Here is a 14,313-nt window from a genome sequence, read left to right on the forward strand (position 1 = left end):
CCTTTAATTAGGGATTTTTTTTGTGTATTTTTTTATATACGTTTCTTTGTTAGATACAATTTCTTGTAACGCATTAATAAGTGTATCAACTTCCGTAATAGTATTATAGAATCCAAAGCTGATTCGCACTAAACCAGGATGTGGACTATTGGGATACCTTATACTATACATAAGTTGTTCAGGTGGAATTGCTAAAAGTTTTTGAACATAGGGTTGAGCACAAAAACAACCACTTCTTACGGCAATGCCTGCCTCATTAGAAAGGGCTTCTGCCACAATATTGTGATGAACATTGTTTATATTAAAAGGAATTATACCAACACGATGAAAGCTACTATCTTGATTCCCGTAGAGAGTTACTTCAGGAATTTCTTTTAACCGTATTAATGTATAATTGGTTAGGCTTTTTTCATGTTGAAGTATTTTTGAAAGTGACATCCTTTGTAATGTTTTTATGGCAGCTTCTAGGGCAATTACTCCCATTATGTTTGGACTACCTGCTTCTTCTTTGTTAGGAGGATCATCCCATACGACGGTATTTTTCGTTACAACTTTTACAGTGCCGCCACCTACAATTTCTGGGACACCAATTTTGAAAAATGACTTTGGTCCTATAAGCACGCCAGTACCAAAGGGGGCATACATTTTATGAGCAGAAAAAACTAAGAAATCAATATGTTCTAAAGGATTATCTTTTCGTATATTTATAGGCATATGCGGTACCAGTTGAGCACCATCGACTGCAAGTTTTGCGCCGTATTTATGAACAATCTTTGCTATGTCATAAATGGGATTAATATAGCCAGTCACATTAGATGCCCCTGTAACGGTAACTAATTTCACTCTGCCGTTATATCTAAGTAATTTACATTCAAGATCATCAATATCTAGTGCCCCATTTTCATCAGTTTCAATAAAATCCGTTAAGTATTTATTTCTCCAAGGTAGATCATTTGAATGATGTTCCATGGAAGAAGATAAGACAACGCCAGTACCTATTGTTTCAAACAAACGAAATGATAATTTGTTTATAGCTTCAGTTGCATTTTTTACAAATATAACAGTATCATCTAGTAAATTGGCACCAACAAAAGCTGCTATAGTTTCTCGGGCACTATCATAAACTGATGAAGACAATTTTGATTTAAAGCCTGTACCTCTGTGTATGGAAGAGTACCAAGGTGAAAAATTGTTAATAGCGTCTAGTACAGGTTTTATGGGAGGGGTAGTAGCAGCATTATCAAAATTAATGCTTTGAGTATATCCCCCATTTTCAATAGGCACTTTAGTATCGATACCTATAATAATATCACGAAAATTATCAAAACTTTTCATTTGCTTACCACCATAATGTTTTTATATATTATATGAGAGGACAAATATACTTTGAAAGTTGTTCAATAAATAATTCCGTTGCAGATGGAAACAATTAATGGTAAGATAAAAAAGTAAATTATGTAAGTAAGAATGGTTATTATATAATAGAATTTTAGACATTATAAAACATAAAAGGAGGCATAGAATGAAGAAACTATTAGTTATAATCTTGGTAATAATCCTTACAGGTTGTACCTCAAGCAATTTAACGGAAAATGCATATGTTGAGATAGGTGAAACCATTGCTCAATTGCTTAATAAACATAATGGAAATGAAATGATAAATATAAATAATACCATTAATGACCAGTTAAGTAGTGAAGATATAGTTCATATCAGTTCCAATAATGAAGTAGTAGATAATCTAGTTGACAATTATATTAATGAAACAAATATAAAAATAGACTATTTAGGAATGAATAAGCTAGAAAGGCTTAAAGAACAAACAGAGTATGATATCTATTTATACTTAGATGCTTTTAATGATATGTACCTAATTTCTATTGAATTAAACATACAGAATCTTCAACAACACTCTATACTTATTAATGAGTACTTTAGATCATCAAGTGTTAAATTACTTATAGATAATAACTATCTTTATACGCCAATGCAAACTTTACTTCATTCGGATTTTACAAGTAGTCAAAAAGTATTAGATGGAAATGATGAAGTAAATGGATTTGTAGTTTTTCACGTTCCTAAAGAGGTTATTGATGGGAGTGGAAATATTCAATTATTATTAACAGATGATGAAAATGTAAAATATTTTGATGTGAATTAAATAAGACCCGTATGCACTTTAAGTGCTACGGGTCGTTCTTGAATTTGGCAATTATCTATAAATAAAACTAACTAAAGCACAAGAATTAACTTGCAAAGTGTCACTTTACTTTAAAATACTTTTCGGTGATCACAATAGAATTGAACATCATCTAAAGCTTCACCAAATCTTTGGAAATGGATAACTTCTCGTTGATGTAAGAATCTAAGAGGTTCAATTACATCTATATCGTCTGTTAAATTAATAAGACGTTCATAAGCTGCTCTCGCTTTTTGTTCTGCAGCCATATCTTCGTGTAAATCAGCTATAGGATCTCCAACAGCTTGGAAATATGCTGCAGTAAAAGGGTTTCCTGCAGGGTCAGCAGGGTAAACGGCTTCCCCGCGAACAGCGTAATAATCACCTAAGCCAGCTTTAGCCATTTCGTCTGGTGTTGCATCTTGAATTAATTGATATACCATTGTTGAAATCATTTCAACATGTGCCAATTCTTCAGTACCAATATCCGTAAGCAATGCTTTAGCTTTATCTGTTGGCATAGTATACCTTTGAGTTAAGTATCTAAGAGCAGCTGCTAATTCCCCGTCAGGACCACCATACTGAGTCAATATATAATTCGCCATTCGTAGATCCTTTTTCTTTATATTAACAGGAAACTCTAGTTTTTTTTCATAAATCCACATATCATAACCTCCACATTTATTTAACTAACACTTGTTTTCCCAAGGCCAAGGTCCGTCTACCCATGCAAAAGGAAATTGACTTGGGCTTTCAGCGAAATTCGTTAAAGGACCATAATGCATTTCATACATTCTTTTCTTTTTATTTAATTCTTTGCTAATCATATTGTAATCCATTAAAGCTCTTTCGCAATCTGGATGAGTATCTAGATAGAGATTTAACTCAATCCCAGCGAATTCTAACTCTTGGATTTCTCTTAATAATAAATGCTTATTCATTTACAGTTAACCTCCATTATCTTCTAATTTTCTTAGGATGAGGAACATAAGGTTCATAAAGGTTCGGCCAGATACTTCCCCGTTTAAAACCTTCTTTTAATGGCACAAGACCTACATAAGGTTGAACTTTAACAAAAGCTTTGGCTAATGGAAGATCAGGAATTGGTTTCCCACAAGTTTCTTCAATACATTTAGTTGGATAATGTCTCATACAAAATCTCCTTATCGCTTTTTATTAATAAAATATGCAAGTAAATAAAGAATGTGTTTGTCTTGAAAATAAAGCACTATTTATATTAAATAACATATTTATAAATAAGGAGTGAAATGTGGGAGTGTAATGAATGAAAGACATTAATAATGTGTTAAATTATCATAAAAAGAAGCTTAAAGAATATGAAAAATTAATTGGTTTAGATTTGGAAATGCATTCTTATATTGAGTTTTTTCAAAAATATAAGTACCATCTACAAGAATATGACGAGTGTAAATACATTTTAGAACTTAATAATAAAAATATAAAAAAGTGTGATCTTCCAATAAGGAGCATTGTTGAAGATATAGATTTGGATTTAGATATCAATTGGGACATTTATGATGTTAATTTAGATGAATTGTATAGTGTTAAAAGTAAAAATGTACACCCCTATTTAATTAATCCGAGATTTTGGGTGTCAGGGAGAGCAACTAAATTCTATGAACCAAATGCACCAGTCTTAGTAATTCAAGAGGGTGATTATGCAAAAGCCTATCCATTACAAATATTGTTATGGCATGGGGCAGTTAATGATATTTTTAAAGATAAACCTATTTTAATTACCTATAGTCCACTAAGTAATACTTCTAATGTATATAGTAGAGAAGTGGGAGAAAACACGTATACATTTGATACTTCAGGGATACTTAAACATGCAAGTGAAATACTATATGACTTTGAAACGAAAAGTTTATGGGAGGCATTTACAGGCAAGGCCATTGTTGGTGAAATGACAACATCTTCTCTTAATTCCATTTCAAGTAGTATCGTCCCGTTAAATGTGTACCTTAAGGCTTATTCACAAGGACTTGTTTTAGGTACGGACACGGGCTATATTAGAAGATATTCAGAAAATCCTTATGCAGGGTATGATACTAGAAGAGAGCCCTTCTTTTATATTGGTGAAATTGATAAAAGGTTTCCAGCTATGGAAAGAGTTGTAGGGGTTCAAATAGGAGATGTTTATAAGGCGTACCCTTATTCTGTTTTGAGTGAAGAAAGAGTTGTAGAAGATATTATTAATGGGGTAGAGTTAGTTGTCTTTTATAAAATAGGTATGGTATCTAATCTGGATACTGCCAACATTGAAGAGGGAAGAGAGATAGGTTATACAGGTGTATTTAGCCCATACTTAAAAGGAGAAAAACTTGATTTTATACCAATTAATAATGAAATTTATGATAGACAAACTAATAGTAGATGGAACTTGTTAGGTGTTGCAATAGAAGGTCCATTACAAGGAGAAAGACTAGAAATAATTGAATCAATGAATCCTTTCTGGTTTGCCTGGGCTGCATATTATCCAGATACATTGATCTACGAATAAAGGCATTATAGATGTAAAAAATCTTTTGTTATTTTGGTAAAGACGGCTATTGGACCATATAGCTGTTAGAATCAGAATAACAAAAGATTGAATTATGTAAAGGAATTACTAAAAAATTATTTATTTAAGATTAATTTGACTTGATCAGGGGTACATTTTAATGATAGACTTTTATGTTTTCCATAAGATTCACCATCTGTATGGACAGCAGTTGGTTTACTCATTTTTATGGTTGCATTATGCCCTTGAAAAACTTTAACACCTTTTAAATTAACATGTTTTCCTAAAAAAATTAAGGGGAATAAAGTAAGGATTTTTAGTTTGGGTATATCATAGACAACACATAAATCAATTTTTTGATCAAATGGATTAGCATCTGGACATATTTTCATTCCACCACCTTCATAAGGGTGGATAGTAAAAGCAACGAAGTATAATCTATTAAACAAATAAGTCTTATCATCTATAGTTACTGTAGCATCCATTGGTTTATAGAAAAAAAGTTCTTTTAATAAAATAAAAACATAGATAAGTTTCCCTAATTTTATTCTATTAAGGAATTTTTTTAGTTTTGATTTTAATGCTTTTTGAGAAATTACAGCATCAAATCCAAAACCACCATTGCTGCAAAACTTAGTACTACCATTATCTGTAACAACGACACCATTATCAACAGGACGTATATAATGAGCATTATTTAACACAACATCAAGTGCGTCTAGTGGTTTAAGAGGTAAACCATAACCTCTTGCAAAATCATTACAAGATCCAGTTGGGATGTATCCAAGGGTTACTGTATCAGGATTTTCAATACCATTAATCACTTCGTTAGTAGTACCATCACCACCTAATATAATAATAGTCGTTTTTTTATTATCTTTTGTAAGTTCTCTTGCAATCTGGGAAGCATGTTTTGGTCGTTTTGTAAAATGCACCATATACTTAACATTTCTATTAATTAATTCACCTTCAAGTTTTTTCCATATTTTTAAGCCGTTGCCACTTTGAGAGTTAGGATTAACAATAAAATTGTACATAGAACACCTCCTTATGATAGGTATAGTTTATCATGATTAAATCTATATAGCTATTTATTTTCAGGTGAGAATAAATAATGTATAATAAAAGATGATTGGGAAAATTCTAATGAAATTTTAATCTTTATTTAAATTTAAATTAAGGATTGGTAGATATAATGAACATATAAATTAAATTGAAAGGGCGGGTTCATATGAACACAATAGAAAAAATCGAATACTTAAGAGGTAAAGCAGATATAAATTACGAGGAGGCTAGAATAATACTAGAAAAACACAATGACGATGTGGTAAAAGCATTATGTGAACTAGAAAAAAGAGGTCTGGTATATAATACAAAAAAAAGTCAAAGTAAAAACAATAATAACAGCCAAGAAAAAAGCAAAACAAATGACACAAATCAAAAAGATGAAAAATCATTTGGAGACAGCCTTAAGGAATTATTTAGAAAAGGCAATGAGAACCGTTTGGTTGTAAAAAGAAATAATGACATTATTGCAAATATATCCATTAATTATACTTTGTTCTTTATTATATTTGCCCCTCACTTAGCTGTATTTACTTTAGTATTAACATTGATATTAGGGTATAAAATTAGATTTAAAAAAGAAAAAAGCCATTCAGATATAAAAGTAAATGAATTTGTAGAAAAAGCTGCATCTAATGTAAAAGAATCTGTTAAAAGCTTTGTAGAAGAGTTTGATAAAGAGGATGAAATTGTTGATGTTTATGATGATGAGTACGGCGAGATAATTATAGAGGACTAATAGGACAACTAAGGTTGTCCTTTCTTCTATTTTAAAAGTTTGACGAAGTCACACTATTCTTATAAAATTAGAATATATAAATAAAAAGGGAGAGGGTAATATTGGCAAAAATACTTGTGGTTGAAGATGAAAATAAAATTGCCAGATTTCTTGAATTAGAGTTAAAATACGAAGGATATGAAGTAGATATTGCAAATGATGGTAGAACAGGTCTTAATAAAGCTCTAGAAAACACAAGTGATTTAATTGTATTGGATTTAATGTTACCTGAATTAAGTGGTATAGAGGTGTGCAGAAGAATACGTCAAAGTTCAAATGTTCCTATAATTATGTTAACAGCCAAAGATGATGTTTCTGATAAAGTGATGGGATTAGATATGGGCGCTGATGATTATATGACAAAACCCTTTGCCATAGAAGAGTTGCTAGCTAGAATAAGAGTTGCCCTAGGTAGGAAAAAGGGTAAAAACAACAATACGAATACATCCACAGACATTATAGAATCAGGATTACTAAAATTAGACATTACATCATACAGTGTAACCTATAATAATGAAGACATTGCATTAACTAAGAAAGAATTTGAACTCTTAGAGTATTTAATGAGAAATGATAATATTGTTCTTACAAGAGATAAATTACTAGATAAAGTGTGGGGATATGAGTATATGGGAGATACAAATATTATTGATGTGTATATAAGATATCTTCGTAGTAAAATTGATCAAAAATATAATGTGAAATACATTCATACTGTTAGAGGAGTGGGGTATCTATTTAAATATGAGAAATGACAATAAAACCAAATCTCCAAAAAATGATGATACTAATGCTTTTACAGGAACAATACAAAGAGTATTTAACAATATCAGTTCAGCTGTTAGTGGCATAGTAAATGGATTTATTAGTAACTTAAGGTTTTCCATAAGTCTTAGAATCTCACTAATATATATAAGGTTATTATTATTTTCATTGATATTTATAATCTTTTTATATTGCATTGGTTTTTTAGTTATTATGGTCCCTATTATTCATAGAGAAGATCAAGTGTTATACTCAGAAATTGCAATGGGAATCTCTAGAGAAGAAGATATAGACAATGTTGTTATGCCATTAAGAAATGTAACAAAAAAAGAGATTGTCATATTTACACAAAACAACTTAATATACACAACTGTTGAAGATGAAAAATTGTATACTGTGAATAGATTGCATTTTGATAGAACCAGTAGAACCCTTTATTACTTGAATGCCATAAATGAAGATGACATACAAATAACAATTATTCATTCCCTAAATAAATATTTGTCCATATTGTCTAATATCATTAAAGTTATTTTAATAATTGAACTCTTAAGGATCTTTAGTATTATAAAAAAAGGAAGAAAAATCAATAAGAAAGTATTAAAACCCATAATGGAAATGACTGAAATAGCACAAAGAATCTCTGTTCAGAATTTAAGTCATCGAATAAATGTAGCAGGTACAAAGAATGAATTAAAAGATTTGGCTAAGACCATTAATGATATGATGGATAGAATAGAAACATCTTATAATAATCAAAAACAATTTGTATCTGATGCTTCTCACGAGTTAAGAACCCCTATAGCTGTAATTCAAGGGTATGCCAATTTGCTCAATCGATGGGGAAAAGAAGATAAAGAAGTTCTAAATGAGTCAATTATAGCAATTAAGAATGAATCAAATAATATGCAGGAATTGGTCGAGAAATTATTGTATTTAGCAAGACATGATAAAAAAACATTAAAGCTGGAAAAAGAATTATTTGAGTTGAAAGACCTACTTAATGAAATGATTAGAGAAACAAAAATGATTGCAAAGTCCCATATCATTGAAAGTGAAATAAATTGTAGTCCTATTATATATGGTGACAAACAATCGATTAAGCAAGGCATAAGAATATTTATTGATAATGCACTAAAATACACTGAACCAGGTGGAAAAATAACCATAAAATGTGAAACAGAAAATGATGGATGTTTGGTGAGTATTATAGACACAGGTATAGGTATTTCTAAGAAAGATTTAAATAAAATATTTAGTCGTTTTTATAGAGCAGACGAATCTAGAAATAACAATAAAAATGGCCATGGACTAGGTTTATCTATTGCTAAATTAATTGTATTGGCACATAACGGAAAGATAAAAGTTAAGTCGAAATTAGGAGAAGGTTCAGTTTTTACTATATATTTTGATGTAGAAAATGGGACTAATTAGTCATGACAATACATTGACATTATTTTACAACAGTTATATAATAAAAGTAATTTTCTATAAAAATGGTCGAAAAAATTAAAAAAATCTATCTGTTTAATACTTTCTTGTGCTTGTAGGAGGCTTACGATGAATATTTCTAATGGTAATAGAAGTGAGTACATTAATATTAATTTTGAGAATTATATAGAGGGTCTCATAATTATAGATGATAAATATACAATATTAAGTTGTAATAGTGAGGCATATAAATTATTAGAATATGATAATAAGGAAACTCTAATAGGTGAAAACATCTCTAAATTTTCAAAAATAGATGCTAAAATATTAGAAATTATTGATAAGTTTAAAATAGAAAAGCAAGAAATATCAAGAAAAAGATGGGAATTCATTAAACGAGATGGAAATATATTAAATAATGAATTGGTATTAATAAGAAACAAAAAAGATACGATTATTTTAATTAAAAAGCTTAATAGTGATTTAGAAATATCAGATGTATTCACCCAGGACAAGTTAAAAGAATATGCACACAAAGATTTATTAACAAGTTTATACAATCGTACTTTTTTTATGAAAGAAATAAAGGATCAAATAAATAAAGCAAAAAGCCTTAATAAGAATATCGCAATACTTTATTTTGATATAGACAACTTTAAAACCATTAATGATACAATGGGCCATGAGATTGGGGATATCGTATTAAAAATGTTTGCTGATGAGCTGAAAAAATTATCTACCGTTAATGATATTGTGGCTAGATTAGGGGGAGATGAATTTGCATGGTTGATCACAGATGTTAAGGAAGAATCAGAAATTATTCATTTTACAAATCTCATTAAGGATAAGTTTAAAAACCCTGTAAACATTTATGGCAATGAATTTTACATTACTAGCTCTATAGGTATATCCTTATTCCCAGAAGATACAACTGAGGCAGAAGAATTAATGTTGAATGCCGATATAGCAATGTATCAAGCAAAAAAAGAAAAAGAGAAAAAAGTCATTAGGTTTATTAGAAGTATGAAGGAAGATTTAGATGAGCAATTTAAATTATCTACGCATTTAAGAAAAGCTATTGAAAAAGATGAGTTATCTGTTTACTATCAACCTATAGTAAATATAAACACGGGAGAACTAATCAGCGCAGAAGCATTATTAAGATGGAAGCATTCAATGTATGGAAATATTCCTCCTTCAAAGTTTATCCCTATTGCGGAAGCAAATGGATTAATAAAAGAGATTGGAGATTGGGTATTAATACAAGTATGTAAACAAAACAAAAAGTGGCAAGAGGAAGGGTATAAAAAAATACCTATTGCTGTGAATATTTCTGTAAAACAACTAGAAGAAGAAAATTTTGCAGACAAAGTTCTAGGGATTCTAAAGAATGAACAATTAGACCCAGAATACATAGAATTAGAAATTACAGAAAGTATTTCAATGAGTAACTTAGATAGAGTAATAGAAACATTACAAAGATTTAGGGAGAATAACATAAAAATATCTATGGATGATTTTGGTACTGGGTATTCTTCTTTAGGTAAGTTAAAAAAATTAGCCATTAATAAACTTAAAATTGACCGATCCTTTATAAATGATTTAAATGGGCAAGAAACTGAACTAGTAACAGCTATTATAGCAATGGCCAATAGTTTGGGACTTAATATTATTGCTGAAGGTATAGAAACAAATGAGCAATTAAATTTCCTTCAAAATAAAAATTGTTTATTTGGTCAAGGATATCTTTTTAGTAGACCATTAGAAAAAGTTTCCTTCGAAACATTTATGAAAAATGGATAAGAGTAATACATATGAATAATATTTGAAAGAAAATCTAGGAGAAATATCTCATAGATTTTTTTTGATGATAGAAAAGAGTTATTTGAGCAACTACTATCAAAAGAAAACAGCAAAATTTGCATATAAAATTAAAATGAACAAATAATAAGTAGATTTTGCTAGTATAATTATTTATAATAATAGTATGTTTTATATCTGGTTAGGACGTGATGATTATTAGCGATTTAAGTAAAAGTGAAAAAGAAAGTTCATTAGAAAAAGAGGAAGAAGTATCATTGGTGGAACAATTTGTATTTTATTTACCCTTGGCGGCAACGGGTTTTTTAATGCTACTAACCCATACATTGTATAATGCTGGGCTAATGAGATTACCTGAGCCTGAATATTATGCTGCAGCATTTGCAGTAGCAAAGGGTTTAAATAATATGTTTATGGGTCCAATTAATATGATTAAACAAACGGTAATTGCTCTAGTGGATAATAAAGAAAATTATTATATAGTAAGAAAATTTATTGTTATAATGTCAATAATAGCTTCTATAGCGTACCTTATATTTGCAACAACAAGTTTAGCACCTTGGACTTTTAAGAATTTAATGGAAGTGGATGATGATTTAGTTGCAACTTCTGTTACCATACTTAAGGTAGTTATGTTATCGTCAATAACCATTACGTTTAGAGATTTTTTTCAAGCCATAGCAATAAAGTTTAAAAAAACCTATCTAGTTCCATTAGCTACAGCATTAAGAATCATTTATGTATTATTGATTATTATATATGTGGATCAAATAACTTTTGTGTCAGCTGCGATTATTGCAGGAGGAATGCACTTAGGTGCAACTATAATCGAAGCCTTAGTAATGTTTCTTGGAACGAAACTAAGTTTGAAAAATATACCTAAGCAATTAGAAAAGTTAGAAGCAGAAACAGGATCCTATGATGCCAAAGTAATTAATACAAGATACATCCTTGCTTTTTTTCTACCATTAGCCATTACTTCTGTTTTAAAGATGACAGCCCAACCTATTATAAATGTAGGGTTAGCAAGATCAATAAGACCAGAAATTGCTTTGGCAACTTATTTGGTTGCCTGGGGATTAGGAATGAATGTCCTTAGCCCATTAAACATGTTTCATCAAGTACCACTTAGATTTTTAAACAAAGATAATAGTAAGAATTATAAATCTGTTAAGAAATTTGCCATTATTACAGGAGTACTATTAACAGTTATTATGATTGTAATGTCCTTTACCAATATTGGATACTATATATTGAGACATTGGATTAACGCTACAGAAGAAGTAACTATTCTATCAATGGATGTTCTAAAAGTTATGTGTTTAATTCCAGCCATTAGGGTAGGTAGAGAGTTTTATTGGGGCTTATTTATGAACAATCATATGACAAAGTATATAAGAACTGCCAAAATGATTTCTTTAATATCGCTGTTTTTAGCCATATTTGTCACATCTTTAATGAATTTATACAATGTAGCCTTAATCGGTGTTATTGCTATGATAGCATCAGAGGCAACAGAATTTTTATATTTAATATACACTTATCACCACGAAAAAGTGTAATGAAAAGACCTGCATTTAACTTAGTGTAAATGTAGGTCTTTTTTCTGTATAGGGAACAACTAATAATTTAACATACGAGGAAAGTTCTACTTCCTATACAGTAGACTTCAGATAAGAAATTAGCAAATGTTTTTAGAGTGAGAAGTCACTTTCTTCTATATTTAGACAATTCTCCTTTTCTAAAACAAGGGAAGTAATTCCTTCCCATCTTATATTTTCATAATAAATTGATACAATCCTGCATAAAAATTAAATATAAACTAGAAGATTATAAAGCTTTATATATTACAAACTATTTGCGTATTAAGTTGAATAATAGCATATTAACGAAGCCTATGCCCCTTGCTTCGCAAGAGGCACAAACTTTGTTGGAAGTATTAATTTTAATCCTTGTGAGCAAGTTTAAAATTAATACTTTCATATAAATGAGGGGACTGATATATTTTTGGATGAAAACAATAAAATTGAAAAAACTGAATTTGTACCTGTAAACTGTAGAGAAGCCATTGTATCAAATGAATTTGCAGACTTTATTGTTCAATATGAAGCAAATATAACAGATGCCCTAATTGCTTATAATGCACCTTGTTATCAAATAATTGATGAACGTTATGCTGTTTTACATACGCCATTAGGACCAATAGCACAAGACCCTGCATTAATAGACATTAGTGTGATTCCAAGACTATTTGGACCATATGGTGTTAGTAGTATTGATGATGCTGGCATACTTATGTTGCACAATCAACCTTACCTACCACTAAGGGGGAATGGTATAATTATTGGATTTGTAGATTCGGGAATTGATTATACCCATCCATCTTTTATATATGATAATAATACTTCTAAAATACTGTCCATTTGGGATCAGACTATACAAATAGGGTCACCACCTCTTAATTTTCAATATGGAACAGAGTACAGGATGGAAGAGATTAATTTAGCATTACAAAGTGAAAATCCATTAGAAGTAGTTCCTTCTGTGGACGAATTAGGTCATGGCACATTTCTTGCTGGCGTTGCAGCAGGTAGAAGTACAGGGGATGGTAGAATCATTGGAGCTGCACCAGATGCAGAAATTATAATGGTTAAATTAAAACCAGGAAAACAGTTTTTAAGAGACTTATACTTAGTGAATGAAGATGCTGTAGTTTATCAAGATAATGATATTATGATGGGTGTAAAATATTTAATGCAGCAAGCTGAGGCTCTCGATCGACCATTGGTAATATGCTTAGGGGTAGGTACAAATCAAGGAGCCCATGATGGCACTTCAATACTTGAGGAATATGTTAATGAGATTGCAAATAACTTTGGGTATGTGGTTGTAGTCCCTTCGGGCAACGAAGCAAATTTAAGACACCATGCACTAGGAGAATACCCAGTTGGAGTGCCCTATGAAGATATAGAAATAACAGTGGCTCCTGGTGAAAGAGGATTTAGTATTCAAGTATGGGCATATACGCCAGATATTTATTCAATAGCCATCCTATCACCTACAGGTGAGTTTGTTTCTAGATTACCCCCTAGGTTAGGAAGAAGGGATGAAATACAACTTGTTTTAGAAAGAACTGTCATCAATGTGGAAAATATTTTAGTGGAGCCGAGGACGGGAGATCAATTAATTTTAGTTAGATTCTTAGAACCAACAGAGGGTATGTGGACAATTAGGCTTTTTGGTGATGTTGTAGTTGTAGGGCGATACAATATTTGGTTAGAAAGAGAGGGGTGGATTAATCCAGCTACACAGTTTTTAAGATCTAATCCAAGTATAACGGTAACGACTCTTGGTACAGCTGAAAATCCTATAACAGTAGGTGCTTACAACCATTTTGATAATAGTTTGTTTATAGGTTCAGGAAGAGGTCCAACAAGAGATGGTAGATTAAAACCTGACATAGTAGCACCTGGGGTGAATGTATTAGGGCCTATGCCTAACAACCAGATAGGTATTATGACAGGTACTAGTGTTGCAGCAGCTCATGTTGCTGGTGGAGCAGCACTTTTACTAGAATGGGGTATTCTTCTAGGTAACAATCCAATGTTAAATACGACAACCGTCAAAAAAATGTTAGTTCGAGGAGCAATAAGAAGGCCTCAATTTGATTATCCTAATAATCAATGGGGTTATGGCACTTTAAATCTTATAAATACATTAGAAATACTTAGAGGATAGAAAGGGGCGTTT

General features: G+C 30.7%; 13 protein-coding genes. 8 read left to right on the top strand and 5 right to left on the bottom strand.

Features of this window, described 5'->3' with window-relative positions:
- Positions 1 to 3: 3 nt before the first annotated feature.
- Positions 4 to 1,335: an aminotransferase class V-fold PLP-dependent enzyme gene (locus tag EDC18_RS04100; RefSeq protein WP_132250569.1), complete on the bottom strand. Its 1,332-nt coding sequence runs from the start codon at positions 1,333 to 1,335 to the stop codon at positions 4 to 6.
- Positions 1,336 to 1,522: 187 nt separating this feature from the next.
- Between EDC18_RS04100 and EDC18_RS04105 the strand changes: the two genes are divergently transcribed.
- Complete coding sequence (locus EDC18_RS04105; RefSeq protein WP_132250571.1) at positions 1,523 to 2,161, top strand: hypothetical protein; 639 nt, start codon at positions 1,523 to 1,525, stop codon at positions 2,159 to 2,161.
- A gap of 110 nt (positions 2,162 to 2,271) precedes the next feature.
- On the opposite strand, the gene EDC18_RS04110 is transcribed toward EDC18_RS04105, so the two are convergent.
- Genes EDC18_RS04110 through EDC18_RS04120 form a run of 3 tightly spaced genes read right to left on the bottom strand, consistent with a single transcriptional unit; the run spans position 2,272 to position 3,331 of the window.
- Entirely contained in the window at positions 2,272 to 2,844 is a 573-nt protein-coding gene (locus EDC18_RS04110; protein WP_132250573.1) for a manganese catalase family protein, read from the bottom strand.
- A 24-nt stretch (positions 2,845 to 2,868) separates the two neighbouring features.
- Positions 2,869 to 3,120: a spore coat protein CotJB gene (locus EDC18_RS04115; RefSeq protein ID WP_132250575.1), complete on the bottom strand. Its 252-nt coding sequence runs from the start codon at positions 3,118 to 3,120 to the stop codon at positions 2,869 to 2,871.
- Between the two features lie 16 nt (positions 3,121 to 3,136).
- A complete protein-coding gene (locus EDC18_RS04120) occupies positions 3,137 to 3,331 on the bottom strand; it encodes a spore coat associated protein CotJA (RefSeq protein WP_132250577.1) in 195 nt (64 codons plus the stop codon).
- A 133-nt stretch (positions 3,332 to 3,464) separates the two neighbouring features.
- On the opposite strand from EDC18_RS04120, the gene EDC18_RS04125 reads away from it, so the two are divergent.
- Positions 3,465 to 4,703, top strand: coding sequence for a DUF3179 domain-containing protein (locus EDC18_RS04125; RefSeq protein WP_132250579.1), 1,239 nt, complete (start codon positions 3,465 to 3,467; stop codon positions 4,701 to 4,703).
- Positions 4,704 to 4,819: 116 nt separating this feature from the next.
- On the opposite strand, the gene EDC18_RS04130 is transcribed toward EDC18_RS04125, so the two are convergent.
- On the bottom strand, positions 4,820 to 5,740 hold the full coding sequence (locus EDC18_RS04130; protein WP_132250581.1) for a diacylglycerol/lipid kinase family protein: 921 nt from the start codon (positions 5,738 to 5,740) through the stop codon (positions 4,820 to 4,822).
- A 194-nt stretch (positions 5,741 to 5,934) separates the two neighbouring features.
- Here EDC18_RS04130 and EDC18_RS04135 point away from each other — a divergent pair, with 194 nt between their 5' ends.
- The 6 genes from EDC18_RS04135 (at position 5,935) to EDC18_RS04160 (ending at position 14,301) form a co-directional block, all read left to right on the top strand.
- Complete coding sequence (locus EDC18_RS04135; RefSeq protein ID WP_132250582.1) at positions 5,935 to 6,507, top strand: DUF4342 domain-containing protein; 573 nt, start codon at positions 5,935 to 5,937, stop codon at positions 6,505 to 6,507.
- A 101-nt stretch (positions 6,508 to 6,608) separates the two neighbouring features.
- Positions 6,609 to 7,301 carry a response regulator transcription factor gene (locus tag EDC18_RS04140; protein WP_207669164.1) on the top strand — a complete coding sequence of 231 codons (693 nt, stop codon included), beginning with the start codon at positions 6,609 to 6,611 and terminating at the stop codon, positions 7,299 to 7,301.
- Positions 7,291 to 8,745, top strand: coding sequence for a sensor histidine kinase (locus EDC18_RS04145; RefSeq protein ID WP_132250585.1), 1,455 nt, complete (start codon positions 7,291 to 7,293; stop codon positions 8,743 to 8,745). The genes EDC18_RS04140 and EDC18_RS04145 overlap by 11 nt, the downstream gene beginning before the upstream one ends.
- Positions 8,746 to 8,871: 126 nt before the next feature.
- Positions 8,872 to 10,545 (top strand): sensor domain-containing protein, encoded by a 1,674-nt coding sequence (locus EDC18_RS04150; protein ID WP_132250587.1) that lies wholly within the window; start codon positions 8,872 to 8,874, stop codon positions 10,543 to 10,545.
- A gap of 209 nt (positions 10,546 to 10,754) precedes the next feature.
- Positions 10,755 to 12,125 (top strand): hypothetical protein, encoded by a 1,371-nt coding sequence (locus EDC18_RS04155; RefSeq protein WP_132250589.1) that lies wholly within the window; start codon positions 10,755 to 10,757, stop codon positions 12,123 to 12,125.
- A 445-nt stretch (positions 12,126 to 12,570) separates the two neighbouring features.
- Positions 12,571 to 14,301, top strand: coding sequence for a S8 family peptidase (locus tag EDC18_RS04160; protein WP_132250591.1), 1,731 nt, complete (start codon positions 12,571 to 12,573; stop codon positions 14,299 to 14,301).
- The last annotated feature ends 12 nt before the right edge of the window (positions 14,302 to 14,313 follow it).

Source organism: Natranaerovirga pectinivora (genome assembly GCF_004342165.1).
In the GTDB taxonomy this organism is placed as follows: Bacteria; Bacillota; Clostridia; order Lachnospirales; family DSM-24629; genus Natranaerovirga; species Natranaerovirga pectinivora.